Consider the following 25,170-nt stretch of genomic DNA (forward strand, 5'->3'; position numbering starts at 1 on the left):
TATACAACCTCCGCTTTCTTAAGCTTTTTCTTTCCTATTCGGTTTAAATCCAAGGCTTCCTGCCACGATGAGCTTATCAAACAGCATGAACATGGCCGGCAGGATCAGGATGACGCAGAACATACTGATGATCGCGCCTCTTGCCATTAAGTTACATAAGGAACTGATCATGTCGATATCGGAGTACAGGGCCACACCGAAGGTCGCGGCGAACAGTCCCATGGCACTTACGATGATGGACGGGATCGATGTTGCAAGAGCAATATTCACAGCTTCTCTCTTTGTCTTTCCCTCATGGCGCTCCGTTTTATAACGGGTCGTCATTAAGATCGCATAATCGACGGTGGCGCCAAGCTGGATCGTACTGATACAGATCGGTGCGATGAACGGCAGCGACACACCGGTAAAGTGGGCAAGACCCAGATTGATGAAGATGGCTAACTCAATTACGGCCACCAGGATAAACGGCAGGATCAGGCTCTTTTCCACCAGTGCGATGATAAGGAAAATAGCTGCGATGGAAATACTATTGACAACCTTGAAGTCCTTGTCGGTGATCTGGATCATATCCTTGGTACAGGGTGCTTCCCCGATCAGCATTGCCTTACTGTCATACTTTTTAATGATGGCGTTCAGCTCATCGACCTGGGCATTGGCCTCATCGGTGGCTGTTTTATATTCGGAGCCGATCAGTGTCAGTTCCCAGTTATCACTCTTTAAAATCTTTTCAATGGAATCGGGTATCATCTCCTCCGGAACCAGCGGTCCCACGACAGCTTCCATTCCGAGAACCGTCTTGACACCTTTCACCTGCTCCAGCTCCTTGATCATGGCCCGCATGTCATCGGAATCCAGGCTTGCATCGGTTAAGAGCATATCGGTGGCGCCCATATCGAAGTCCTCCTGGAGCTTCGTGTTTGCCACCACGTTTGCCATATCCTTGGGAAGACTCTCGGACAGATCGTAATAAACCTCATTATTGGTCTTCTCATATCCGTAGAAAAACGGAACAAGAAGAGCTACAAACAGTACCAGGAATAAGGGGAAGATCTTTGTCACACCCTTTGCCAGCTTCTCTGTGCTGGGAATCAGGGACCTGTGCATGGTTCTGGAAAGGATCTTATCCAGTGCCAGGATCATAGACGGCAGCGTCGTTACACAGCCAAGCACACCGAGGATAACGCCCTTTGCCATAACAATACCGAGGTCTTTACCCAGTGTGAAGCTCATAAAGCACAGAGCCGCAAAACCGGCAACCGTTGTCACAGAGCTTCCGATTACAGAAGTCAGCGTCTTGTTGATCGCAGTTCCCATGGCTGCTTTCCGGTCACTCTCATACTCCAGCTCCTCACGGTAGCTGTGCCACAGGAAGATGGAATAGTCCATGGTGACGGCCAGCTGAAGAACGGCTGCCAGCGCTTTTGTTAAGTAGGAGATCTCTCCCATGAAATAGTTGGTTCCCATGTTTAACAGGATCGACATTCCGATACTAATCAGGAACACAAAGGGAATCAGGAAATTATCCATAAAGATCATCATGGCGATGCAGGCAAGGATCACGGCAATCGCCACATAAATGGCCTCCTGTTCCTCACAGAGCTCTTTCAGGTCTGTAACCATGGCGGACATACCGGATACAAAGCACTGCTCACCGGCAATCGCACGGATATCTTCAATGGCATTCATTGTTTCATCGGCAGATGTCGAGGTATCAAAGAACACGGCCATAACCGTTTCATCCCCGGAATTAAACGCGTTGTAAATCTTTTCCGGAAGCATATCCATAGGAACCGACAGGTCTAAAAAGCTGTCATACCAGAGGACGCTGTCCACATGCTCCACCTGCTCGATCCTGGATTTCAGCTTCGAAACATCTTTGTTTTCCATTCCTTCCACAATAATGAATGAAAATGCACCTTTGCCAAAGTCATCCATCAGGATATCCTGCCCCTCGACCGTATCAAGTCCTGAGGGAAGATAGGTCAGCATATCGTAGTTGATCCTTGTTTTGATCATGCCGATCACCGACGGGATCAACAGGATGATCGAAAGGATCAGGATCGGAATCCGGTACTTGACTACCTTTTTTCCAAACTTCATAATTATTCTCCTCCTAGAAAATTAATCAATGTCTATAATATCCGGCTTTGCCTTCTTTACTACCTTGACGGCATAACCGGCAACACAGAGATTTAAGATTCCTTCACACAACAGGGTGATTCCCATGAACCGGAGAAGCAGCACCGCGCTTCCGAAGGGATTCACAACTAAAAGCAGTCCGAACAGAACCGTAAGCAGGGCAGTCACGCCGATGAGCCACCATTCCGTAAGCCCGAACCGTTTCGCGTCCAGGGTCGTCTGAACCTTCAGAAGTCCGTCCATCAGAGCCAGGATCCCGACAATAAAATGAATAAAGGAAACAACACCGTCCGGATGAAGTACCATGATCAGTCCGACTACAACGGTCAGGATCCCGAAGGCCAGATCAAACTGAAAAGCCAGACGATACAGATCTCTGGAAAAATATCCGACGATCCGGAAGATTCCGCCGAAGATCAGAAGAGCCCCAGCCAGATAGCAGATCAGCTTCATGGAGAAGTTCGGCCAGATAAGCAGGATCAGTCCTACTGCCAGGATGATGGCTGCCGTGATCATATAACCGGTCTTTGCCGCACGTATTGTTTTCATAAAATCGCTCCTTTTCTATCCCCGGCCCGGCGCCGGAGGCCACAGTTCCTGTGACATGGTATATCCTATCCGATTCTTCTTTTCCTTTCCACGGATAAAAAAAGAACAGTGCACAAATTTTATGCACTGTTCAAACTTTATCCAAAATTTAGGCAAATCAGCCCGAATGCCTAAAAATCCGCTTTTGAAACACGAAGAAGCGCGTTACGGATCTCCCCATCCAGCATCTTTCCCAGACGGCGGATCATCTCCCTGGCATCGTATTTCATGCCGGTCCCCAGCCATTCTACCACAAGTCCGGTGAGTGCCGAACAGTAAAAGGTAGTTAAAAGCCTTTTATCCTCTTCTTTCACCGAAAGCCCTTCTGCCTGCTGATCTACAAACCGGCCGATGACATCCCGTCCGATCTGATTTAAGTATTGTTCAAAGACCTCACGCTTCGCGGAATTATATAAATGGAACACACTCCGCTTATTATCCAGAGCAAACTCTACCGCAGCAATAAATCCCTCTTCCCAGGAATCAGCTCCCAGATGCTTTCCCAGGACACGCTCTGTTTCCTCTCTTAAAATTTCCTCCATTAAGGCAGGAATATCATCGAAATGATAATAAAAGGTATTCCGGTTGATCCCGCAGTCTTCAACAATGTCCTTGATGGTGATCTTCTCCACCGGCTTTTCCTTTAACAGTTTTAAAAATGATTCCACAATTGCTTTTTTTGTAAATGAAGACATTTTACTCCCTTTCGTGCCTGTGCGTTCTGCTCTCCATGTCTCATTTCCCCCGCCGGATCACCGGTGCCTGGGCATTATACTGACTGTTATGGAGGAATTCCCGACTGATCTCCTCTCCGTTTTTATAGGTTACCAGATCCGTCCTGACCTGATAGCCTTCCTTTCCGTGACTTTTATATTTCTCTTCCCCCGGTGCCAGAGTCTCATCGTCCACATACTCCGGATCGGGAATCGGAAGAACCTCCTCGATCTCCGAATCCATGGCAACCGTGATTCCATCCTCCAGGATCGGAATCCCATATATGTAACAGGTGACTGCCGCACCGTCTGCCTCCGTCAGCACCAGGATATTACCATCGGAATTGTTTTCAAATTTCAGATCCGAGTAGCCATAGGCAATCATGGCATCTTCCCCGAGAGGCACATAGGCCACGGTCATGCTGTGACTTTTCCGCTCGGTAGTATGTAAGCCAGCCTTTACCGCCGCATTGTAGATGGTTGAGGAAACCTGGCAGACTCCGCCGCCAAACTCCGGCACCACCTGTCCCTTGGCATAGGTCGCCGCCTGCCTGTAGCCCTGCGCCTCACTGGTCTCACCGACGATCCCGTTCATGGAAAACTCTTCTCCCGGTGCCAGCAGCGTATTATTGATGGTATCGGCCGCCAGCTTCACGTTATGATCCCGGTCGGCATTGTTGACACTGGCCTCTGTCCGAAACTTTGCCAGACAGGTATAAGCCTCCTTTGCCTGCTCCACATTTCTCTGCGGCTCCGTCTCGGAAACAGCTCCGGTAAGCACCGCACCGTAATTGCCTGATTCAAAGGCTGCCTTTAACTGAGCCAGCAGATCTTCCGTGTCCACCCGGCGTCCCTTTGCTTCCTCCGAATACTGAAAGCCTTCGCCTTCGATATATCTGACAAGCGCCGCGTCCTTCGCCTCCACATCATACTGAGCCGCAATTTTTTTTACCGCCGTCTGCGCTGCGCTCTCCTCATACCGGTCAGCCACGGTATAATACTGCGGCTTCCGCTTTAACTGTGAAATCTGGGATAAACGCTGCGAATCGCTTCCCTCATGGCCTGGCTTGAAGGCTTCTGCCAGAACCTCATCGATATTATGCTCCAGAATATTTTCCACCGCATAGATCTCTCCACCGCAGTCTGCGGTCATACCCCAGGTATTCCGCGCCGAAACGCTTTCCTCCACCCGGGCCTTTGCCTCCGTCATGGTAAGCCCGCCCAGCGGAATGGCTTCCACATAAATCCCTTCACAGAAGGTCTCCTGGTTGGCCAGAATTTTTCTGTGCTCCGCTGATTTTTTTACCCGAAACACAGTGATCACCAGAAGCACCACCAGGATTGCAGCTGCCGCCATACAGAAGATCGGCGCCCGCTCCCACAAATTAAATCGTTTTCTCTTTTTTCTCCAGTCAGGCTGTTTACTGATCATGTCATTCCCCCTGTTATTTCCAATTAACCAACAACCCCTGTTCTATTTATCATATAAAATTTTCTGATTTTTGTCCATAACATCTGTGTTTCAATTTTATGTCAATTCTATAATCGGCGGCTTAGCAAACAGCCTGCCAGCCGTCCCGGTCATATATTCTGTTCAGAATTCACATTTCTTCGCGGATTCACTGCCCAGGCCAAACAGAGGCAACTTCTATATGTGCCGGCTGGCTGGCCTGGGTGGAGCCGCGAAATGCGAATTTCCGCAGCAACGATATGCCGGGACGGCATGCAGATCAATCTGGTGCATTTTTCGGTTGCGTATTTCTCCTTTTTCGTATATACTTGTACAAAACTATGCAATTACATCACTCATTTCGAAAAGGAGGATTCTTTCATGAGACATCTGCTTAGTCCTCTGGACTTCTCGGTTGAGGAGCTGGATCAGCTTATGGATCTGGCCAATGATATCGAAGCCCACCCGTCAAAATATTCCCACGCATGCGAGGGTAAGAAAATAGCCACTTTGTTTTATGAACCAAGCACCCGCACCCGTTTGAGCTTTGAAGCCGCAATGCTGAATCTCGGAGGCAGTGTTCTTGGTTTTTCTTCTGCCTCTTCCAGCTCTGCTTCCAAAGGCGAAAGTGTTTCTGATACGATCCGGGTTATTTCCTGCTACGCTGACATCTGTGCCATGCGCCATCCCAAGGAGGGAGCTCCCATGGTTGCCGCCAGCAAATCCGGCATTCCCGTGATCAACGCCGGTGACGGCGGTCATCAGCATCCGACCCAGACCCTGGCAGATCTCTTAACGATCCGTTCCCTGAAGGGACGCCTGAATGATATCACTGTTGGTCTCTGCGGCGACCTGAAATTCGGTCGTACTGTCCATTCCCTGATCAATGCCCTGGTGCGTTATCCCGGTGTGAAGTTCGTTCTGATCTCTCCTGAGGAGCTGCGTGTTCCCAGCTATATCCGGGAGGGAGTTCTGGATAAGAACCATATTCCCTATGAAGAGGTCAACGATCTGGAAACCGCCATGCCGAAGCTGGATATCCTCTACATGACCCGTGTGCAGAAGGAGCGCTTCTTCAACGAGGAAGATTACATCCGCATGAAGGATTATTACATTCTCGATATGGCCAAGCTTGCCTCTGCAAAGCCGGACATGTATATCCTCCATCCCCTGCCCCGTGTCAATGAGATCTCCGTGGAGGTGGACGACGATCCCAGAGCGGCATACTTCAAGCAGGTTCAGTATGCGGTCTATGCCCGCATGGCTCTGATCCTCACGCTGCTGGATATTCATGTAGACTGACACTACTGTATTCGATCTCGATAGAAAGGATAATCAATATGTTAAATATCGGCGGACTGAAAAACGGAATCGTCCTCGACCATATCCAGGCCGGAAAAAGCATGGACATTTATAAATATCTGAAGTTAGACAAACTGGACTGCCAGGTTGCCATCATCAAAAATGCCCGCAGCAACAAGATGGGACGAAAGGATATCTTAAAGATCGAGGGTGATCTCGATGTGGTGGATCTGGATGTGCTTGGCTACATCGACCATAACATCACCATTAACATCATCAAAGACGAGCAGATCGTGGAAAAGAAAACGGTCAAGCTTCCCAAGCGTCTCACCAATGTGATCCACTGTAAGAATCCCCGCTGTATCACCTCCATCGAGCAGGAGCTTCCACACATTTTCTTCCTGGCCGATGAGGAACAGCAGACCTATCGCTGCCTGTACTGCGAAGAAAAACACAAATAAAATACGGTCCCAACGCAGCAGGCCTGCGTTGGGACTTTTTCTAAAACTGACAAGTATCAAACACAGGATCATAATATTCCCGCTTGCCAAGCCAGGCCAGTAAAAACCGCTCTGCCAGGCTGTCGTGGCAGATTGCTTTTCTGGCCTCCTCCGGCGTGTACCATGCTGCTTCGTCCACCTCATCCGTTTTATGACTCAGATCATCGGAATCCGCCCGGCAGGCAAAGTTCAACATAAGGGTATTGCTCTTTTCAAAATACTCGCTCTTATTAAAGCAGCACTCTGTCACCGTCAGGCCGATCTCTTCCATGACCTCTCTGGCCAGCGCATGCTCCGCCGCTTCTCCCTTATTAACATAACCGGCCACCAGAATATTCCGGTCCCGCCCATACTGCTTGATCAGAAGGATCTTCTTTCCGTCCGGACTGTAGACCATGGTGCTGATCGCCACGTTATACATGGGGAACCGAAAGGCCTTACAGTTTTCACAGTAAGGGATCATTCCCTCGTTTTCCAGATATTTTTCCGTCAGTTCCCTTCCGCATTCCATACAGTGTTTCATATTCCACGTTTCCTCCCCAGATTTTTATTCAGATTTCCTGTCATCCCGTCGGTTTTCCCACCAGTTTAGCCCCCGGGCCGCCAGTGCCGAGCTTAAAAAACCGATAATTGCCCCTGTCAGCACATCGGTCGGATAATGCACTCCCACATACAGCCTTGTCCAGCCGATCCATGCTGCAAATAACAGTGCTCCTGCTTTGATTCCCTTCCGATTTTTCGGAAGCGAAAAGAAAAGCGCTCCTGCCGCCGCAAAGGCACAGCCGGTATGCCCGGACGGAAAGGAAAAATCCTTTTCCGGTCCCACTAACGGGATCAGATCCGAATACCGGTCATAAGGCCGCATCCGTGCCACTATCGGCTTGATCCCAAGATTTAAGATCAGAAAACTCACCAGCAGCGACAGCAATACCGTTGCCCCATATCTTCTCGTTTTCGGATATGCCAGAAGCACAACTCCCAGAACAATAAAAAACCAGCCGCCGTTTCCCAGAAAGGTAAACGCCTTCATGATACCGTCCAGCCATCCCGCGCGCAGATGATTCTGAACAAACAATAAAAACGAATGCTCCCAGGCCATCGTCAGTTCCTCCCGTGTTTTTCCGTTTTATGTGATCATTATACCTTATTTTCCCGGGGTTGCGCAAGTGTCCAGATACTCTCTGAGTTTCCGGAGGGCCCCTTTTTCGATCCGGCTCACATAGGAACGGCTGATGGACAGCATGGCGGCAGCCTCCCGCTGGGTATGCTCCCGTCTGCCGAACAGTCCGTAGCGCATGGCGATCACCTGCTTTTCCCGCCCGCCGAGCACCGTGCGGTATCCCTCATACAGCCGCCGGATATCCTGTAACAGAGAAATCTTCTCCATCACGTCTGCCGTCTCCGCCTCGATCACCTCCACCAGACTGATCTTATTTCCCTCTTTGTCCGTTCCGATCGGTTCGTACAGCGAAACATCCCGCCCCCGCTTCTTTTCGGCCCGCAGAAACATCAGCACCTCATTGTCAATGCACTTGGCTGCATACGTTCCCAGCTTTTTGGCCCGCTCCGGATCAAAGGTGTCTACCGCCTTGATCAGGCCAATGGTACCGATAGAGATCAGATCCTCCATATCACGCTCCGACTGGCTGTATTTCTTCACCACATGGGCCACCAGCCGCATATTCCGCTCCACCAGAACAGCCCTGGCCTCTTTCTGTCCCGCTCTCAGCATTTCCACATAGCGCCGTTCTTCTGCAAGGGTCAGGGGTTTCAAGAAAGTCTCCATAAAAAAGCTGCTCCGACAGGTCTTTCTATTACCTTATGCCAAAGCAGCTTTTCCTGTGCTTTTACAATTTTTTCTCCGATAAAAGAAATGCGATCTCCGATAAAAGAAATGCGGATTCCTCTTGTAAAATCGCCCCAGTCTGCTAAACTAGAAATAATAAGCACAAAAGAAAAGGAGTATCATTTTGAATATTGCTATTGTTGATGATGACCCCATAATGTCCACGCAGCTTCACACAAACCTGTCTGACCTTTTGGGCGATGATGCGAATATAATCTGCTTTCCCAGCGGCGAGGCGTTCCTCGCTTCTTATAGACCGGGACTTTTTGACCTGATCATTCTTGATATTTTTATGAAGGAAATTACGGGCATGGATGCCGCAAGAAAGATCCGTGAATCCGATCAGACTGTGCGGATCGTGTTTTCCACCTCCAGCAACGATTTTGCCAGCGAAAGCTATGAGGTGAACGCCTGTTACTATCTGAAGAAGCCCTACGGAACGGATCAGCTGCGGTCCATGTTAGACCGGCTGAACCTGGAGGAAATGGAACGGATGCGGACTATCAGGCTCCCCGACGGAAGCCGCGTGGTCCTGCGGCAGATCATCTATGCCGATTTTGCCTCCCGTCGGGTCACCCTTCACTGCAAGGATGGTGAGAACCGGCTTCTGGCCTCTCCGTTTTCCGAGGTGGAAGCACTGCTCTGTGCCTATCCCTGCTTTATCAGTCCCTTTAAGGGCATTATCGTAAATTTTCATGAGGTTGAATCCCTGACCCCCGACATGATCCGCCTGTCGGACGGCAGTCCTATTCCCATCAGCCGCCGAAAATCCAAGGAGGTACTGGAGGCATACTTTAACTTCCGGTTTGACACCATGCGGCGGCAGAACCGCTAGACCCCATTCCATCTATCAGGATTTCCTCACGTACCATTCCCCATGACATGTCCGTTTTGAGCCTGTCATGGGGAATTTTTAATCAATCCGATCCGTATTTATTCACACACCGTTGTCGTGATCGCTCCGTTCTCGCAGGTAAAGAAAACCGGGGCGGAGCTGGCGGTATTGTCCATGGCGTCCCACATATCAAAGAACATGGCAAACTCTCCGTCCGGCAGCTCCGATTCATAAAACGCCGTATCCGGTGTCACCGTAAAGGACTCTGCCGCATACGCCTCGAACTCATCCTCACTGGAATAGGAGGTCAGATACCAGATCGTTGAAACCGTGTCTCCCGTCTCTAAAAACCGCAGCTCCTTATCGGCCATACCGCTGTCGTCGATTCCCTGGCGGGCGCCGAGAATATTCCATTTTTCTTCCGTAAAATCATAGGCAACCTGAAGATTGTATTCCTCTCCGTTTAACAGGATCGGAACGGAATAGATATTATAATCCTCACCCTCGAAGCTCAGCTCCATATAAACCAGATGCCCGTCCAGACTTCCCCATACACCGCGGAAGTTATCATAAAACACGCCGTTTTCCCAGTCTGCTGTCATGTCGTTGTCTGTTCCCAGGAACATCATCCGATCATTTTCTTCATCTACATAGTATAAAGAAATTCCGATCCCGGCCAGGATCCGGTCTGCATCCGGCCCAAGAGTCATAAACGAAGAGCCTTCTTCATTGACATCAAGCGGCGCTCCCTCCCATCCTGCCGTCAGGAGATTCTCCACCTTTGGAAGCTCGGTGACACTCCTCTCTGCCAGATAATCCATGCCCCCTGCACTGAGTTCTCCGGTAAGCTGATACTCATAAAAATATTTGAAGGCTGTTCCTGCACCCAGCCATGCGTAGCTGTTATAATCGTCCAGATCTCCGTTGTAGGAATAGTAGCAGGACAGGCCGGTAGCCTCTGTACGGTACTGGCCGTTTACCCGGTACAGCACACAGCTTTCCAATGCATCCAACACTGCCGCGGCACTTTCCATGGTATCGGCATTCTGCCGCGCCAGATGCCCCAGATCCACCATGTTGGTGTAGCCCTGCTCTCTGGTATTTCCTCCGTAATTTTCACTTTTTGCCGCTGTACGGCCGAACCGGGAGAAAAACGCCGGATCCTCGCACGCTGATAACAGTGCTTCCTCACCAAAGGCTTCATATGCATCCAGAAGTTCGCCGATCTTTGACAGATCCGTAAGGGAAAGTGTTACGTCGTCCTGGGTCTCCACGGCTTCACAGCCCTTGTAATACGCATCGCAGATCACCTTTCCGAGCTCTTCTCCGTCCATGGAGGGATCCTCCGCCAGAGCACCAACCCATTCTGAGTACAGCCAGCCGTTGGCAGGCTCTGTTTCCTCCGATGCTACCAGATAATGTGCCAGATCCGAGAACGTATAGGCTACATCCACGGTTGCCATGAGGCAGGTATCAAAGCCGACCAGCTCAATGGGCGGCTCGCCGAAGGACGGATCCCAAACTCTGGTAAACGCCTCATACATTTCATCAACGGTCAGAGAATCCAGGCCATAGATCTCATCAAAAGCCGCTCCCGAAACAGAACCGCCTCCGTGGTTCCAGAACAGCACTGCCGTTTTGTCCGCCGGATAGGATTCTCTGGCAAAGGACAGGAAATCGGCCAGCGTATCGGCCTCGCCCATGCTGGCAGAGGGAAGTTCTTCCACCAGAGATAATCCGCTGCTGTCATAGACCCAGCGCTGCAGCTTTTCCGCATCGACGATTTCATTCTGCCACTGAGACGCACCGCCGGTCTCGATGACCACCTGCACGTTCTCCGGAAGCTCCACCTCCATCAGCTCCTGCAGATCAGTGGTGGCGAATCCTCCGCCGGATTCCAGGTCGCTTCCGCAAAGATACCAGTACACGGCCCAGCTTTCATCCCCGACGGGGTTTGTTTCTTTTGTCTCTGCTGCTTCCGTTTCCTTCACCGATGGAGCCGTTCCGCCTGAATCATCCGCCCCTCCGCAGCCTGTAAAAAGCGAAACTGCCAGGACACCGGCCAGAAGACCGGAAGCGATCCGCCGCAGGCTTCTCTTCGATTTCTGATGCTTCTCATACGTTTGCTTTCTCATTCTGTGTTACCCCCTTGGATCATCATTTCATCTCCGGCAGTGACAGCCTTCGAAGCTCATTCTCTGGCAGCTGCCGGAACATGGAAAGGAGCGTCTTTCCTTCTTCGGAAACGGACGCTCCTTTTTTGTTTTCATTTCAGGTTTTATTTATTCTTCCGCTCTTGCCGCAATCTCCTTTGCCTGAACATCAGAGGGTGCCTGCTCATAGCGGGCGAATTCATAGGAGAAATTACCAATACCGCCGGTCATGGAACGCAGATCCGTAGAATATCCGATCAGGCAGGACATGGGAATGTCTGCTTCGATGATCTGGTTGCCCTTATGATCAGGATTCATGCCAAGAACACGGCCTCTTCTCTTGTTGAGATCGCCCATGATATCACCGGTAAACCGATCAGGAACAACTACCTTTAAGGACGCGATAGGCTCTAAGAGCACCGGCTTTGCATCCGGCTCCGCAAAGGCTTTCTTTACGGCAAGAATCGTTGCCATCTTGAATGCCATTTCCGAAGAATCTACCGGGTGATAGGAACCGTAAACCAGAGTTGCCTTCAGGCCTACAACGGGATAGCCCGCAAGCGGCCCCTTGAGCACGGATTCCTGGATTCCCTTTTCCACTGCGGGGAAGTAATTCTTCGGAACCACGCCGCCAACGATCTTTTCCTCGAATACATAAGGCTTATCCAGATCTCCGGAGGGCTCAAATTCCATCACAACATCACCGTACTGGCCATGGCCGCCGGACTGCTTCTTATGCTTGCCCTGAACCTTTACCTTGCCCCGGATGGTCTCGCGGAATGCGATTCTGGGCTTCTCCAGAACAATCTCTACCTTATAGCGGTTTAACAGCTTGCTTACAACCACCTCCAGCTGCTGATCGCCGATACCGTAAAGGAGGGTCTGGCGGTTTTCCTTGTCATTGACGCTCTTCAGAGTCAGATCCTCTTCCATGAGTTTACTGAGAGAGCTTGCGATCTTATCTTCATCGCCCTTGTTCTTTGCCTTGTATGCCATATAGGTATAGGGCTTGGAAATTTCAGGACGGTCATAGGCGATCGGCACCTTCTTGGTGGAAAGAGTGTCACCGGTTCCCGTTACGGTCAGCTTCGGGATCGCACCGATATCTCCGCTTCGCAGCGCAGAAACCTCGATGGCTTCCTTTCCGCGCATCACATACAGCTTGGAGATCTTTTCCTCCACCTCTTTTGAAGTATTATATAACACACTGTCGGCACGGAGCACACCGGAGCATACCTTTACATAGGAATATTTTCCGATAAAGGGATCCACAAGCGTCTTCCATACCTTGACGCTTAACGGATTTGCATCCTGATAATTGGCCTCGAAGGGTTCCTCTGTTTCCAGATTCGTTCCCATAACCTCCAGCTTTTCGGGAGAAGCAAAATATTTTTCAATCGCCTGCAGGAGCATGGTCGTGCCCTGGCCGTTGACGCCGGCGCCCATCAGAACGGGAACGATTGTTCCGTCCATAACGTGCTGGCGCAGTGCGATAGAGATTTCATCATAAGTAAATTCATCACCGGCAAAATACCGGTCCATATATTCTTCACTGGTTTCTGCCACAGCCTCCATAAGGGCTTCACGGCACATCTCCAGGTTTTTCATGGAATAATCAGGAATCGGGCATTCCTCATAATCACTGAGGCTTAAGAATTTTCTGCCCTTCATCTTTACAACATTTACAAAGCCCACAAACCGCTCGTTTTCACGGATGGGAAGATGGAACGGCGCGATCCGTTTTCCGTATAAGCCCTGAAGATCCTCGATCACCTGACGGTAGCTTGCATTATCATCATCCATATTGGTGACAAACATGATCCGGGGCAGATTGTACTTTTCACAGAAGTCCCATGCCTTCTGGGTTCCGACCTCCACACCTGCTTTTCCGTTTACTACGATCACAGCGGCGTCTGCCACGCTTAAGGCTTCCTCTGCTTCGCCGACAAAATCAAAATAACCGGGGGTATCTAAGAAATTGATCTTTACGCCCTCCCACATGATCGGTACAACTGTTGTGGAAACAGAAAACAGACGGCGGATCTCTTCTTTATCAAAATCGCTGATGGTATTTCCATCGGTGATCTTTCCCTGACGGGAGGTAATTCCGGTCACATGTGCCATAGCTTCAACTAAAGTTGTCTTTCCGGCTCCTCCATGTCCCAGTAAAACCACGTTACGAATTCTTTCTGACTCAAACACATTCATAGATACTTCCTCCCTTTTCGCTATTAGTCTTCCCAGCCGCCGTCAGAATCAGACAATCCTTCTCTTTCTTTTTCCGATTTCTTCGTCTTTTTACCCTCGGCAGCAAGATGTCGGTGTTCCATGACTTAGGTATATTGTACTAAAAAATTCCAATAATAGCAACAAAAATATCAAAATTGTATAATATTCTTTATTCTTTTTCGCGTTAAAGTGGGGAAGTGTTGACAAGTAGCTCATTCTGTCCTAAAATAACAATGGATTTTTTCTATCTGAATAAAGATTTCACAAAAAACAGGACTTTATCGAACACAAAAGGGGAATCGATATGAAAGACATGACCTTTGGTTTTATCGGGCTCGGACTCATCGGCGGCTCCATCGCAAAAGGCTTGAAGCGCGCCAATCCAAACCACTATATTATGGCTTATGCACGCCACCGGGAGACCCTGGATGCAGCCCTTGCGGACGGCGCCATCAACGAAGCACTGGACGGAATCGGAGAACGGCTTTCCGCCTGTGATTATATTTTCTTATGTACCCCGGTTTCCTTTAATGAAGAATATCTGACGGCGATCCGTCCCTATCTGCGCAAGGATGCAATCCTCACCGATGTGGGAAGTGTCAAAACCAATATCCATGAAGCCGTGGAGCGTCTTGGCATGGAAGCCAACTTCATCGGCGGACATCCCATGGCCGGCTCCGAAAAAAGCGGCTATCAGTATTCCACTGACCATCTGGTGGAAAATGCCTACTATGTGATCACGCCGACAAAGGCTTCTCCTGCCGGAAAGGTCGATGAGCTTCGGGAGATTGCCCTCTCCCTCTCGGCTCTGCCTCTGATCCTGGATTATCATCAGCATGATTACATCGTGGCCGGGATCAGCCATCTGCCCCATCTGATCGCCTCCAGCCTGGTAAACCTGGTCCGGGACAAGGACACGCCGGAGCAGATCATGAGGCTGGTGGCCGCCGGAGGTTTTAAGGATATTACAAGAATCGCCTCCTCCTCACCGGTCATGTGGCAGCAGATCTGTCTGACCAACAAAGAAAATATTGCTTCGATCCTGGGCGATTACATTGATCTGTTAAGGCAGGTAAAGACCGATGTGGAAACCAGTGACGGTGCCGCGATCTATAACCTGTTCGACACCTCCAGGGAATACCGGAATTCCCTTCCCAGCCGTTCATCCGGTCCCATCAAAAAAGAATATGCGTTCTATTGTGACATTGTGGACGAAGCCGGTGCGATTGCCACCATCGCCACAATCCTTGCCGCTCATCAGATCAGTATTAAGAACATCGGCATCATCCACAACCGGGAATTTGAGGAAGGTGTATTAAAGATTGAATTTTACGATGAAGCGGCAGTCAATGCGGCGGTGGAGCTTCTGACCCAGTGCCGTTATACCATTTACCGGAAATAAAAATCAGCGCACAGACTGCTTTCGCAGTCAAGAAAAGGAATTGACTATGACCATCAAACCGTTACACGGGGAAATTACCGTCCCCGGAGATAAATCCATCTCTCACAGAAGTATTATGTTCGGTGCCCTGGCAAAAGGCACTACCAGAGTCCGCGGCTTCCTGCGCGGCGCAGACTGCCTTTCCACCATCGACTGCTTCCGCGCCCTGGGAATCCGCGTGGATTCAGACCGGGAGGAAATCCTGGTTCACGGAAAAGGCCTCCACGGCCTTACCGTTCCCTCCCACCGCCTCGACTGCGGAAACAGCGGAACCACCACCAGGCTGATCTCCGGAATTCTTTCCGCTCAGCCCTTTACCACGGAGCTTACCGGCGATGCCTCGATCCGGAAGCGTCCCATGGGCCGGATCATAAAACCGCTCTCTCTCATGGGTGCAGACATCGAAAGCCTGGCCGGAAACGGCTGTGCGCCTCTGCGGATCTGCGGCGGCCCGCTCCATGGAATTCATTATGAATCTCCCGTTGCTTCGGCGCAGGTGAAATCCTCAATCCTGCTGGCAGGTCTTTATGCCGACAAAACCACCAGCGTCACCGAGCCTTACGTTTCCAGAAACCATACCGAGCTCATGTTAAAGGGCTTCGGCGCAGCAGTTTCCACCGAAGGAACCACTGCTTCCATTGAACCGCCTGAAGAACTGTTTGCCCAGGATATTCTCGTTCCCGGCGATATCTCCTCCGCCGCTTACTTTCTCACGGCGGCAGCCCTGATCCCCGGCTCCGAGCTTCTCATTAAAAACGTTGGGATCAATCCCACCAGAGACGGAATCATACGTGTCTATCGGGAAATGGGGGCCGATATCACCCTGGTAAATGAAGTGCTTCATTCCGGTGAACGCAGTGCCGATCTTCTCGTCAGATCTGCTCCGCTCCACGGTATCACCATCGGCGGCTCCGTGATCCCGACTCTGATCGATGAGCTCCCTGTCATCGCCGTGGCTGCCTGCTTCGCCGAGGGAACCACCATCATCCGGGATGCAGCTGAGCTAAAGGTCAAGGAATCCAACCGGATCGCCGTCATGGTGGAAAACCTCTCCGCCATGGGTGCCGACATCGAAGAAACTGACGACGGCATGATCATCCGCGGCGGAAAACCGCTCCATGCCGCAAAGATCGACAGCCGCCTCGACCACCGCATCGCCATGAGCTTCACCATCGCCGGGCTGATCTGCGGTGACATGCCCGACATCAAGGGGAAGGACTGCGTGGATATCTCCTACCCCAGCTTCTATGAGGATCTGGAGCGTATGTAAAAACGGTCTGTTCTACGCGCCCCACCCCTGCTTCCCGGCGGCAGCTCTGATATGTGCCGGCCGGGAAGCAGGGGTGGGGCCGAGTAATCCCTTCTTTATACTTCCGCCTTCAGCTCTTTCAGCTTTTCCAGTCTCCCAAGTGCCTCATCCAGCACATCTTTTCCCCGGGCAAAGTGAAACCGGACCAGGTTATTGACCGGTTCGCGGAAGAAGCTGGAGCCCGGAACGGCAGCGACGCCGATATGCTCCGCCATCCACTCACAGAACTGCAGATCGCTCCAGCCTTTAAACTGCGGCAGCTCCAGAAATTCACTGATATCCACCAGAACAAAATATGTTCCCTGGGGAATGTTATGCTTTAATCCGATCCGGTCCAGACCGGCAAGAAAATAGGCACGCTTCTCCGTATAGGTTTCCAGAAGCTTCTGATAATATTCTTCCCCGAAGCGCAGGCCGGTCACCGCCGCTTCCTGAAGAGGCGCCGCCGCTCCCACGGTCAGGAAATCATGGACCTTTTTTGCTGCCTCAATGACCGGTGCAGGCCCGATAAGCCAGCCAAGCCGCCAGCCGGTGATGGAATACGTCTTAGAAAGGGAATTACAGGTGATCGTATGCTCATACATGCCCGAAAGCGATGCCATGGCGGTATGATGATACGGCGCATAAACCATATGCTCATACACCTCGTCGGTCACCACAAAGGCATCGTACCGGACTGCCAGCCTTCCGATGGCGAGAAGCTCCTCCTCGGTGAATACCTTTCCACATGGGTTGGAAGGATTGCAGACGATGATCGCCCTGGCTCCGTCCCGAAACCCCTGCTCCACCAGCGACAGATCAAAATCATATTCCGGCGGAACCAGCGGGATATAAATGGGCTCTGCCCCGGAAAGGATCGCATCTGCCCCGTAATTTTCATAAAAGGGAGAGAACACCATAACCTTGTCGCCCGGATTGCAGATCGTCATCATGGCACACATCATGGCCTCCGTTCCGCCGCAGGTCACGACGATCTCCGTCTCCGGGTCGATGGTGCGCCCAATGGTCTTTCCCTGCTTTTTGGCCAGAGCATCACGGAAATTCTTGGCTCCGAAGGTGATGGAATACTGATGCGGTCCGACATCGGCTGCCCTTGCCAGCGCATCCCGCATTTCCTTCGGCGGATCAAAATCCGGAAATCCCTGGGATAAATTGATGGCTCCGTATCGGTTGCTGATTCTGGTCATTCGGCGGATCACCGAATCGGTAAAGGTTGATACCCGGTCACTTAATGCTGGCATAGCTTGTTCCTCTCTTTATCTTTACTTGCATGCTCTTATCTTTTATCTATCCCCCTGTGGAAACCACAGACAGATCTTTCCTTTACATTCTTCTTCCATATCCCCTGCTTCGTTCGGCGCGCTTCGCGGCCGCTTTGAGGCGAAGCCGTTTCAACTTCTCCTGGAGCCACTCCTGAAGCATGGTCAGATACCGGAACACCGGTTCTGTGGCAATGGAAAAGACTGCCAGAAGCATGATACACTTTCCGGACATCCTTGTCAATGCAAACAACTCCGGCATAATAAAGCTTGCCGCCAGGAATCCGATCACACAGCCGATCCAGATGGCGATCCGCAGATAATTAAAGGGACGGCAGATCCGGAACAGAAGCATGAAGCCCACGACAGCTAAAAGCGCTGTGGCTGCTGTGGCAATGTCCTCCGCTTCCACTTCAAATACCTGTCCAAATAATACCAGCGCACCAACGGCAATCACATCGGTCAGTCCGCCCGGCAGCGCTTTCAATAACACGTTGGACAGGAAATGTCCCCTGATCCGCTCTCTGTTTGGCTGAAGGGCCAGGAAAAACGCCGGAATTCCGATGGTAAACATACTGATCAGAGAGATCTGCGCCGGTTCCAGCGGATAATTGATCATCAGCACTGCGGAGAACAGTGCCAGTAATAACGAAAAAATATTCTTGACCAGAAACAGGCTGGCCGAACGCTGGATATTATTGACCACCCGGCGTCCCTCCAGTACCACCGACGGCATACAGGAAAAGTCTGAATCCAGCAGTACCACCTGGGATGCCTGTGCCGCAGCTTCACTCCCTGACGCCATGGCAACGCTGCAGTCCGCATCCTTTAAGGCCAGCACATCGTTGACGCCGTCTCCGGTCATGGCTACCGTCCGTCCCTGGCTCTTTAATACCTGAACAAACTTCCGTTTCTGCTCCGGCGTCACCCGTCCGAATACCGTATATTCCTTCATGGCCTTTGCCATGTCCTCTTCGGTTTTCAGCGTCGCCGCATCCACATACCGCTCTGCTCCCGCCACACAGGCCTTCTTCGCCGCCTCGGAAACCGTCAGCGGATTATCACCGGAAATAACCTTAACCTCCACGCCCTGCTCGGCAAAGTAAGCAAAGGTATCCGGGGCTTCCTTTCGGATGGGATTGGACAGCAGTACATAGGCCAGCGGTTCTGCCTTCTCTGTCAGCGGCTTTCCGTCCGGCTCCCCGTCATAGGAGGCAAATACCAGGACACGATAGCCTCTCGCCGTATGCTCCTCGATTTCCTCCCGATGGGCCGGAAAATTCTCTCTGAGCACAAACTCCGGTGCCCCCAGAACATAGGAACAGACTCCCGTTCCCTGTTTTATTCTCTGATCCGGCTCCGCTTCTGTCTGCGCATCCGCCGGCCGCACAGCTGAACGCTCCCACAGGATCACACCGCTGTATTTCACCGTGGACGAAAAGGGAATTACCTTCTGAACCGCAGCCCCGGTGCCTTCCCTGAAATATTCCTTCAGTGCCTCCATGGTAATATTATCCTTACTCATGGCGAGGGCAAAATCACCCAGCTTTCCGGAAACCTCCTCCTTCGTTCCCGCAACCGGGATCACATCGGAAACCGACATGGTATTCTCTGTAATAGTTCCCGTCTTGTCCACGCAGAGCACATCCACCCGCGCCAGGGTCTCGATACTCTTCATGTCATGGAGCAGAACGCCGCTTTTTGCCAGCCGCATGGTACTTACCGCCAGTGCCACGCTGGTCAGCAGGTACAGTCCCTCCGGGATCATGCCGATGACCGCCGCCACCATAGACGTCACACTGTCCGCAAAGGACGCATGATTGAACCAGAAGCTCTGGACAAATAAAATCAGCGCTATGGGGATCAGCGCAATGCCGACCACCAAAAGCAGCTTGTCCAGGGAGCGGATCATCTCCGACTGCTCCTCGTTTTTCATGGCCTTGGCTTCCAGGGTCAGCCTGGAAATATAGGAATCCTCTCCCACCGCCGTAAGCCTTGCATGACAGGCACCGGACACGATAAAACTGCCGGAGATCAGACGGTCCCCCGGCTTTTTTGTGATCTCATCGGATTCCCCGGTCAAAAGAGACTCATTGACCTGAACCTCCCCTGCCACGACCACGGCATCTGCCGGAATTTGCCCGCCGCCGTGAAAGATCACGATATCGTCCCGCACGAGCTGCTCCGAGGCAACGCTCCAGCGCTTTCCGTCCCGCACCGCTGTCACCTTCGGCGCATTCATCATAGTCATCTTTTCCAGAACATTCCGTGCCCGGATCTCCTGAAAGATTCCGATTCCTGTATTGACAAGGATCACCGGAAGAAACGTCAGGTTCCGAAAGGATCCCACAATGATCAGCAGCACCGACAAAATCAGAAAGATCAGATTAAAGTATGTAAGCACATTTTCCCGTACGATCTGTCCCACGGTTTTCGAGGCCGAATCCACCGGCTCGTTGCCGAGGCCGTTCTCCATCCGTACCATGACCTCGTCCCGGGAAAGCCCCGTCCGCCAGTCCGTCTGCTTTACCGGTATTTCCATCCATTCCTCATTCATTTCCTTCATAAGCAAAAGACCTCCGTATCTTTTTTATTATACGATGGTCTTCTGCATTCTTCTATAAGTATTTTGTGAAGATTATCTTAAACTTTTAATGGAATACCGATGTTAAATCTGATAATCATACTGTCCGTCATCCCAGATTCCGTAGAAATCCCCAAAGGACAGATCAAAAATCTTTTCTTTTTTATGACTCAGATCCACCTGGTTCTTAATGAGATACTGGTAGATCCCGGTGTAATCAATGTCACCCTGGAACAGAATACTGTCCAGCCTTCCGTTCCGCAGAATCGCTTTCCGGTAATTTCTCTGATCCTCGCGCACCAGAACCTCGTCGCCTTCCTCGGCAACACCGCGGCCCAGGGAAAGAGTCGTTAAGCCGTAAAAGTTCATGGTATTTTTCATGGCATAGGTATCCAGGTACTGGATCGGCTGTCCGCACATGTTATAAGCGGCAGTTTCACCCTGCTTCATGGCATTGGGCCAGATTCCGGAGCGTCCGGTCACATCTCCGGCGGCATAGACATCTGCCGCAGTAGTCTGCATATAGACACCGGTCTCAATGAAGCGGTCGGCCTTGATCTTTCCGTCTCCGGCGAGACTGATGGCCGGACGGACACCTGCTGCCACGATGACCAGATCGCAGGGAAGCTCGGTTCCGTCATCGAGGATCACGCTTCGGATCATCTGAGTTTCGTCCATCCTTGTTTCCGATGCTTTTCTTCCCAGGATAAACCGGCAGCCGGCCTGTTCAAACAGCCTCTTGTAGGCCGCCCCCGCCGTCTCATCCAGCTGGATCGGCAGGATCCGGTCTGCCATTTCCACCACAGTTACCTGTTTTCCCCGCTCCAGAAGCGCATATGCCGCATCCATGCCGACCAGACCGGAACCGACGATAAGCACGCGCTCTCCCTGCTCTGCCATCCGGTCAATGGCAAGGGCATCCGACAAATGGCGAAGACCGAAGACATTTTTTGCTGTAGGGAAATCCCCCACCGGCGGGATAAAGCTGTTGGCTCCTGTGGCAATTAAAAGCTTGTCATAGGACACGGTCTCAAAATCCGCCAGCTGGACATTTTTTGCCGCCGTCCAGATATTTTCCACCGTTGTTCCTTTGATCCAGGTAATCCGGTTCTTCTCAAAAAAATCCTCCGGCACAAAATTGATCCCGGCCGCATCCCGCTCATGGCTCAGTACCTTGTGGAGCATGCACCGGGAATGAACTGCCTCGTCCTGGGAGATCATGACGATCTCTGCCTCCGGCTGAAGCTTCCGAATGGTCTTTGCCGCCGTAATTCCAGCTGCACCGACTCCAATGATCACATGCTTCATCGTCATACCTCCTCCACATAGATGGCCTGCTTGGGACAGGCCTTGACACAGCTGGGTTCTCCGCCGCTTCCGATGCAGAAATCACACTTGATGACCTTCGTTCTGGTCGCTGTATCCGGCTTCAGGGTTCCGTAGGGACAGTTCATGACACACATAAAGCAGGAACCGCAGCGCTTCTCCTCATACAAAACAAGCCCGGTCTCCGGATCCTTCGTCAGCGCCCCGCTCATGCAGGACATGACACACTCCGGCATATCACAGTGGCGGCAGAAGATGGGCTTGTAGCTCCCATCCTCCATCCGCACGATATGGTTCCGTGATTCATTTCGGATATCTGTCAGATCCAGGTCATAAATGGTTCCGGTATCGTTCCGGTGTGCCTGCATACAGGCCACTTCACAGTTCCGGCAGCCGTCGCATTTCTCTGCGTCGATCATAATCCGTTTCATGACGCACCTCCTAAATATTTAAACCAGCACGCTTCTCCATGATGATCTGCTCCAGGATATCTGCCGTTTCCTTTGCATCCGAATTGATGATCACCTGTCCGCCGGTCAGCTCCTTCATGTTCTCAGTCAGTACCTTCACCGCCACGGGGCTTCCTGTAATGAACGGCGGCAGTCCAAGATGAAGCGGAAGTCCGAGTGCCAGTCCGAAGGCTCCGTCTGCCAGCGCCTGCTCCTCCAGCCACTGTGCTGCAGAAAGCACCAGAGGCAGCTTCGGAAGATCCACACCGACTGCTTCTGCCAGCTCCGTTGCCACGATTTCCAGACGGCCAATGGCAAGGCAGGGACCGAAGTTCAGTACCGGCGGGATTCCCAGCTTTTCACAGACAGCCCGCAGCTTCGGTCCGGCGTATTTTGCAGCTTCCGGCGTCATCAGACCGCAGTTTTCAATTCCTCCTGAGGAGCATCCGGCTGTCAGCACCAGGATATCCCTGGCGATCAGCTCCTTCGTCAGATCCACCGTCAGTACATCATGACCGCCTGCCGTCAGGTTTGAACAGCCGACCACACCGGCGATTCCCTTGATATCGCCCGATACCAGAAGGTCAATAAGCGGTTTCCAGTTTCCGCCCAGGAAATCCTTTAAGGAGCCTTCACTTACACCGGTCAGGGTCCGGTCGTTTCCATGCTCAGGGAAGAGGTTCAGTTCTACCTGACCGCGGCGCTCCCTGTAGGCTTCCACGATCTTATCAATGATTTCTTCACTCTGTGCCGCACGGTTCTCAAAATCAAATTTCATCAGCTCTGCATTGGCCTTCTTTGCCACATCATCCAGGCAGATCTGTTTGATCTTCAGCGCATCGCAGATGGGCTCGATTCCGGGCAGCGTGCAGTTAAACTCAGACAGTACCGCATCAATGGCTCCTGTCTCCAGAACTGCTTCACTGGTATAATTGTTTCCCGCATGACCGTCAAAAATCTCGGTGTAATGGCTTCCGCGAAGCTGAAGATCCTGGCCCACACAGGTGCAGCCCACCAGCTTGAAGCCCTTTGCTCCGGCTGCCTGTGCCTTTGCGACCGCCTCCGGACTCTTTAACCGCTCCTGGAGATCCACAAAAATCGTATGCTGATGGCCGGTGATCATGATATTGATATAATCAGGGTCGATGACACGAAGTCCCACCGGGGCCAGCCGAAGCTCCGGCTCACCAAGAAGTACATCGTTTAACAGATTGGTTAAGGTCAGACCATAAACACCGGTGGAAATTCCAAGGCGCAGACAGTCCACCAGCATATCCACGGGATCGGAATTCAGGTTGGTGGAACATTTCACCACGCCCTTGAACACCTCGGATTTGGCTCCGCCGGGCATGATCCCAAGCTCCTTCCACCGCTTGATCCGGGGTGCATAAGCCACCTTTTCGGTCAGCTCCATGGGCACATATTCCGGCTTGTAGAGATCCGCCAGAACTGCATCTGCCGCCATCGCTGCACGCTTATGATCGTCCTTCTCTTCGATTCCGAACATCCTGCAGAGACGATCCAGAGATTTTAAACCCTTTAACTCTCCGCCGCTTTCCGCCGTCTTCTTTAAATTCAGAGCCGTATTTTCCACCACATGGATATAACAGCCGGAGCCGGACGCAACCGCACGGAGAAAATTTCTTGTCACGATCGTATCTGCATTGGCGCCGCAGATCCCGCGGGGAGATTTCGGCGTGATCCGGCAGGGGCCGTTGGAGCAGAGCCGGCAGCAGACGCCCTGAAGCCCGAAGGCACATTTTGTTTTCTGAGTATCCACCCGATGATGAGATGTCTCCAGAGGCAGGCTCTTAATATAGCCCTCCAGAGGCTTGTCCGCGCTTTTGCAGGTATTGCAGCCATAACACTGATTCATTTCATTTCCTCCTATATCTTCCTTGATTGGTTTCCGGGCTGAACATATCCGACACCGGTTCATACACCGTTCTCTGCCGTCAGAATATCTTTCAGCGTTTTTCTCCTTAATTCCTTCACCAGGATCGCCTGGATCCGGCAAAGCTCTTTATGTACCATGCAGGGGGTATCCGCCGGATTCCTGCTGCATACGTAGCCCTCTTTCATACAGTCGTTTAAAAACAGGTCCTTATCCACCGCCCGGCAGATTTCATAAAGGTTAAGCTCTCCCGGATCCTTCACCGCAGCATAACCGCCCCCGGCCCCTCTGCAGCTCGTTAAGATCCCAGCCTGCTCCAGTTTTCTTGTCAGCTTATAGGCAATGGCGGTTTTCAGATCCTCTGATCGGCAGATCTGAGCCACACTTTTCATCTCTCCGTCTGCCAGCGCCCGCAGAATCCGAACAGCATAATCACATTCCCTTGTCATCAGCATGACGCTTTCCTCCTGTTCTCAACTTGACAACAGTTTAACATACTATACCATTTTAGTCAAGATTAAATGAGTATCTTTTTTCATTATCCCGGAGAAAAACGGTTTCTCAATGCCGTTCTTCATTTTCCACAGTTCACTCCGAAAAACATGCCTTTCGCGAAAATTCCATTTTTTTGTCTTATTATCTGATATTATAATGATCTGATTGAGACGCACCCTGTGAGAATCAATCCGCAATCATTATATCTTTATGGAGGAATTTGTATGAAAAAGAAACTCTCGATTCTGTTATCTGTCCTGATGGTGCTTTCCCTGCTCTGCCTCGCAGGCTGCGGCGGAAACAAGAAAAAGCAGGAAGCGGTTGACGCCTTCAACTCTGTCAGCAAGGATTTCAACGAAGTGGCGAACATGATCAACGAAAACAAGGATCTCCTGGATGCGGAAGTGATCACTGCCTGCCAGGATATGTCCTCTGTTCTCAATGAATATTCCGATCTGTTAAACGGCAAAGACGAAATTTCCGATGAGAAGTATGACGAAATGATCGAATGGTTCGGAAGTGTCAAGGACTGGGTAGCCGCAGTCAAGGATGATGTATCAAACACCATCGGCCAGTAGCCGGTGGGTCAGGATATCACTTTCCATGGGGGAAACGTGAGAAAGCGATAGATTGAACGTGCCGCAGAGTCATCGACTTT

Annotated in this window: 21 protein-coding genes; 6 read left to right on the top strand and 15 right to left on the bottom strand. The window is 51.4% G+C overall.

From position 1 onward, the window contains the following. Positions 1-18 precede the first annotated feature (18 nt). The 4 genes from ACTQ3K_RS01665 to ACTQ3K_RS01680 form a co-directional block, all read right to left on the bottom strand. Entirely contained in the window at positions 19-2,100 is a 2,082-nt protein-coding gene (locus tag ACTQ3K_RS01665; protein ID WP_441565095.1) for an efflux RND transporter permease subunit, read from the bottom strand. A 21-nt stretch (positions 2,101-2,121) separates the two neighbouring features. Then, complete coding sequence (locus tag ACTQ3K_RS01670; RefSeq protein WP_441565097.1) at positions 2,122-2,688, bottom strand: HdeD family acid-resistance protein; 567 nt, start codon at positions 2,686-2,688, stop codon at positions 2,122-2,124. A 170-nt stretch (positions 2,689-2,858) separates the two neighbouring features. Continuing rightward, the gene (locus ACTQ3K_RS01675; protein ID WP_441565099.1) at positions 2,859-3,422 is read right to left on the bottom strand and encodes a TetR/AcrR family transcriptional regulator; all 564 of its coding nucleotides are present in this window, start codon (positions 3,420-3,422) and stop codon (positions 2,859-2,861) included. Positions 3,423-3,462: 40 nt separating this feature from the next. Continuing rightward, positions 3,463-4,872 carry a VanW family protein gene (locus ACTQ3K_RS01680; RefSeq protein WP_441565101.1) on the bottom strand — a complete coding sequence of 470 codons (1,410 nt, stop codon included), beginning with the start codon at positions 4,870-4,872 and terminating at the stop codon, positions 3,463-3,465. A gap of 399 nt (positions 4,873-5,271) precedes the next feature. On the opposite strand from ACTQ3K_RS01680, the gene pyrB reads away from it, so the two are divergent. Together pyrB and ACTQ3K_RS01690 are read left to right on the top strand one after the other, a co-directional pair. After that, positions 5,272-6,192: an aspartate carbamoyltransferase gene (gene pyrB, locus ACTQ3K_RS01685; RefSeq protein WP_441565103.1), complete on the top strand. Its 921-nt coding sequence runs from the start codon at positions 5,272-5,274 to the stop codon at positions 6,190-6,192. Positions 6,193-6,230: 38 nt separating this feature from the next. Continuing rightward, the gene (locus tag ACTQ3K_RS01690) at positions 6,231-6,653 is read left to right on the top strand and encodes an aspartate carbamoyltransferase regulatory subunit (RefSeq protein ID WP_441565105.1); all 423 of its coding nucleotides are present in this window, start codon (positions 6,231-6,233) and stop codon (positions 6,651-6,653) included. A 40-nt stretch (positions 6,654-6,693) separates the two neighbouring features. On the opposite strand, the gene ACTQ3K_RS01695 is transcribed toward ACTQ3K_RS01690, so the two are convergent. The 3 genes from ACTQ3K_RS01695 to sigK are packed head-to-tail and all read right to left on the bottom strand — an operon-like array spanning position 6,694 to position 8,478. Beyond that, positions 6,694-7,215: an NAD(+) diphosphatase gene (locus tag ACTQ3K_RS01695; RefSeq protein ID WP_441565107.1), complete on the bottom strand. Its 522-nt coding sequence runs from the start codon at positions 7,213-7,215 to the stop codon at positions 6,694-6,696. 24 nt (positions 7,216-7,239) lie between these two features. Then, positions 7,240-7,791 (bottom strand): phosphatase PAP2 family protein, encoded by a 552-nt coding sequence (locus ACTQ3K_RS01700; protein WP_441565109.1) that lies wholly within the window; start codon positions 7,789-7,791, stop codon positions 7,240-7,242. Positions 7,792-7,836: 45 nt separating this feature from the next. Next, positions 7,837-8,478: an RNA polymerase sporulation sigma factor SigK gene (sigK, locus tag ACTQ3K_RS01705; protein WP_441565111.1), complete on the bottom strand. Its 642-nt coding sequence runs from the start codon at positions 8,476-8,478 to the stop codon at positions 7,837-7,839. Between the two features lie 184 nt (positions 8,479-8,662). Between sigK and ACTQ3K_RS01710 the strand changes: the two genes are divergently transcribed. Next, on the top strand, positions 8,663-9,373 hold the full coding sequence (locus ACTQ3K_RS01710; protein WP_441565113.1) for a LytR/AlgR family response regulator transcription factor: 711 nt from the start codon (positions 8,663-8,665) through the stop codon (positions 9,371-9,373). Positions 9,374-9,471: 98 nt separating this feature from the next. Here ACTQ3K_RS01710 and ACTQ3K_RS01715 read toward each other — a convergent pair whose 3' ends face one another. Continuing rightward, positions 9,472-11,508, bottom strand: a complete 2,037-nt coding sequence (locus ACTQ3K_RS01715) for a clostripain-related cysteine peptidase (RefSeq protein WP_441565115.1) — start codon at positions 11,506-11,508, stop codon at positions 9,472-9,474. 147 nt (positions 11,509-11,655) lie between these two features. Then, positions 11,656-13,734, bottom strand: coding sequence for an elongation factor G (locus ACTQ3K_RS01720; RefSeq protein WP_441565117.1), 2,079 nt, complete (start codon positions 13,732-13,734; stop codon positions 11,656-11,658). Positions 13,735-14,059: 325 nt separating this feature from the next. Between ACTQ3K_RS01720 and ACTQ3K_RS01725 the strand changes: the two genes are divergently transcribed. Next, positions 14,060-15,157, top strand: coding sequence for a prephenate dehydrogenase/arogenate dehydrogenase family protein (locus ACTQ3K_RS01725; RefSeq protein ID WP_441565119.1), 1,098 nt, complete (start codon positions 14,060-14,062; stop codon positions 15,155-15,157). Positions 15,158-15,203: 46 nt separating this feature from the next. Further along, complete coding sequence (gene aroA / locus ACTQ3K_RS01730) at positions 15,204-16,466, top strand: 3-phosphoshikimate 1-carboxyvinyltransferase (protein WP_441565122.1); 1,263 nt, start codon at positions 15,204-15,206, stop codon at positions 16,464-16,466. Positions 16,467-16,561: 95 nt separating this feature from the next. Here aroA and ACTQ3K_RS01735 read toward each other — a convergent pair whose 3' ends face one another. The 6 genes from ACTQ3K_RS01735 to ACTQ3K_RS01760 all read right to left on the bottom strand — a co-directional run bounded on the left by ACTQ3K_RS01735 (position 16,562) and on the right by ACTQ3K_RS01760 (position 24,472). Beyond that, complete coding sequence (locus ACTQ3K_RS01735; RefSeq protein WP_441565124.1) at positions 16,562-17,746, bottom strand: pyridoxal phosphate-dependent aminotransferase; 1,185 nt, start codon at positions 17,744-17,746, stop codon at positions 16,562-16,564. A gap of 82 nt (positions 17,747-17,828) precedes the next feature. Next, positions 17,829-20,330 (bottom strand): cation-translocating P-type ATPase, encoded by a 2,502-nt coding sequence (locus ACTQ3K_RS01740; RefSeq protein WP_441565126.1) that lies wholly within the window; start codon positions 20,328-20,330, stop codon positions 17,829-17,831. A 102-nt stretch (positions 20,331-20,432) separates the two neighbouring features. Further along, positions 20,433-21,656, bottom strand: a complete 1,224-nt coding sequence (locus ACTQ3K_RS01745) for an NAD(P)/FAD-dependent oxidoreductase (RefSeq protein WP_441565222.1) — start codon at positions 21,654-21,656, stop codon at positions 20,433-20,435. 2 nt (positions 21,657-21,658) lie between these two features. After that, entirely contained in the window at positions 21,659-22,105 is a 447-nt protein-coding gene (locus ACTQ3K_RS01750) for a 4Fe-4S dicluster domain-containing protein (protein ID WP_441565128.1), read from the bottom strand. Positions 22,106-22,115: 10 nt separating this feature from the next. Continuing rightward, entirely contained in the window at positions 22,116-23,999 is a 1,884-nt protein-coding gene (gene cooS / locus ACTQ3K_RS01755) for an anaerobic carbon-monoxide dehydrogenase catalytic subunit (protein ID WP_441565130.1), read from the bottom strand. Between the two features lie 59 nt (positions 24,000-24,058). Next, positions 24,059-24,472, bottom strand: coding sequence for an RrF2 family transcriptional regulator (locus tag ACTQ3K_RS01760; protein ID WP_441565132.1), 414 nt, complete (start codon positions 24,470-24,472; stop codon positions 24,059-24,061). Positions 24,473-24,736: 264 nt separating this feature from the next. On the opposite strand from ACTQ3K_RS01760, the gene ACTQ3K_RS01765 reads away from it, so the two are divergent. Further along, positions 24,737-25,090: a hypothetical protein gene (locus ACTQ3K_RS01765; protein ID WP_441565134.1), complete on the top strand. Its 354-nt coding sequence runs from the start codon at positions 24,737-24,739 to the stop codon at positions 25,088-25,090. Positions 25,091-25,170: the final 80 nt, after the last annotated feature.

The organism is Candidatus Paralachnospira sp. LCP21S3_A2 (assembly GCF_052118925.1).
GTDB lineage: Bacteria > Bacillota > Clostridia > Lachnospirales > Lachnospiraceae > Lientehia.

What these genes read in the sequence shown, in the direction of transcription:
- ACTQ3K_RS01665 (WP_441565095.1), bottom strand. Translation starts at nt 2,100, where the DNA reads ATGAAGTTTGGAAAAAAGGTAGTCAAGTACCGGATTCCGATCCTGATC.
- ACTQ3K_RS01670 (WP_441565097.1), bottom strand. Translation starts at nt 2,688, where the DNA reads ATGAAAACAATACGTGCGGCAAAGACCGGTTATATGATCACGGCAGCC.
- ACTQ3K_RS01675 (WP_441565099.1), bottom strand. Translation starts at nt 3,422, where the DNA reads ATGTCTTCATTTACAAAAAAAGCAATTGTGGAATCATTTTTAAAACTG.
- ACTQ3K_RS01680 (WP_441565101.1), bottom strand. Translation starts at nt 4,872, where the DNA reads ATGATCAGTAAACAGCCTGACTGGAGAAAAAAGAGAAAACGATTTAAT.
- pyrB (WP_441565103.1), top strand. Translation starts at nt 5,272, where the DNA reads ATGAGACATCTGCTTAGTCCTCTGGACTTCTCGGTTGAGGAGCTGGAT.
- ACTQ3K_RS01690 (WP_441565105.1), top strand. Translation starts at nt 6,231, where the DNA reads ATGTTAAATATCGGCGGACTGAAAAACGGAATCGTCCTCGACCATATC.
- ACTQ3K_RS01695 (WP_441565107.1), bottom strand. Translation starts at nt 7,215, where the DNA reads ATGAAACACTGTATGGAATGCGGAAGGGAACTGACGGAAAAATATCTG.
- ACTQ3K_RS01700 (WP_441565109.1), bottom strand. Translation starts at nt 7,791, where the DNA reads ATGGCCTGGGAGCATTCGTTTTTATTGTTTGTTCAGAATCATCTGCGC.
- sigK (WP_441565111.1), bottom strand. Translation starts at nt 8,478, where the DNA reads ATGGAGACTTTCTTGAAACCCCTGACCCTTGCAGAAGAACGGCGCTAT.
- ACTQ3K_RS01715 (WP_441565115.1), bottom strand. Translation starts at nt 11,508, where the DNA reads ATGAGAAAGCAAACGTATGAGAAGCATCAGAAATCGAAGAGAAGCCTG.
- ACTQ3K_RS01720 (WP_441565117.1), bottom strand. Translation starts at nt 13,734, where the DNA reads ATGAATGTGTTTGAGTCAGAAAGAATTCGTAACGTGGTTTTACTGGGA.
- ACTQ3K_RS01725 (WP_441565119.1), top strand. Translation starts at nt 14,060, where the DNA reads ATGAAAGACATGACCTTTGGTTTTATCGGGCTCGGACTCATCGGCGGC.
- aroA (WP_441565122.1), top strand. Translation starts at nt 15,204, where the DNA reads ATGACCATCAAACCGTTACACGGGGAAATTACCGTCCCCGGAGATAAA.
- ACTQ3K_RS01735 (WP_441565124.1), bottom strand. Translation starts at nt 17,746, where the DNA reads ATGCCAGCATTAAGTGACCGGGTATCAACCTTTACCGATTCGGTGATC.
- ACTQ3K_RS01740 (WP_441565126.1), bottom strand. Translation starts at nt 20,330, where the DNA reads ATGAAGGAAATGAATGAGGAATGGATGGAAATACCGGTAAAGCAGACG.
- ACTQ3K_RS01745 (WP_441565222.1), bottom strand. Translation starts at nt 21,656, where the DNA reads ATGAAGCATGTGATCATTGGAGTCGGTGCAGCTGGAATTACGGCGGCA.
- ACTQ3K_RS01750 (WP_441565128.1), bottom strand. Translation starts at nt 22,105, where the DNA reads ATGAAACGGATTATGATCGACGCAGAGAAATGCGACGGCTGCCGGAAC.
- cooS (WP_441565130.1), bottom strand. Translation starts at nt 23,999, where the DNA reads ATGAATCAGTGTTATGGCTGCAATACCTGCAAAAGCGCGGACAAGCCT.
- ACTQ3K_RS01760 (WP_441565132.1), bottom strand. Translation starts at nt 24,472, where the DNA reads ATGCTGATGACAAGGGAATGTGATTATGCTGTTCGGATTCTGCGGGCG.
- ACTQ3K_RS01765 (WP_441565134.1), top strand. Translation starts at nt 24,737, where the DNA reads ATGAAAAAGAAACTCTCGATTCTGTTATCTGTCCTGATGGTGCTTTCC.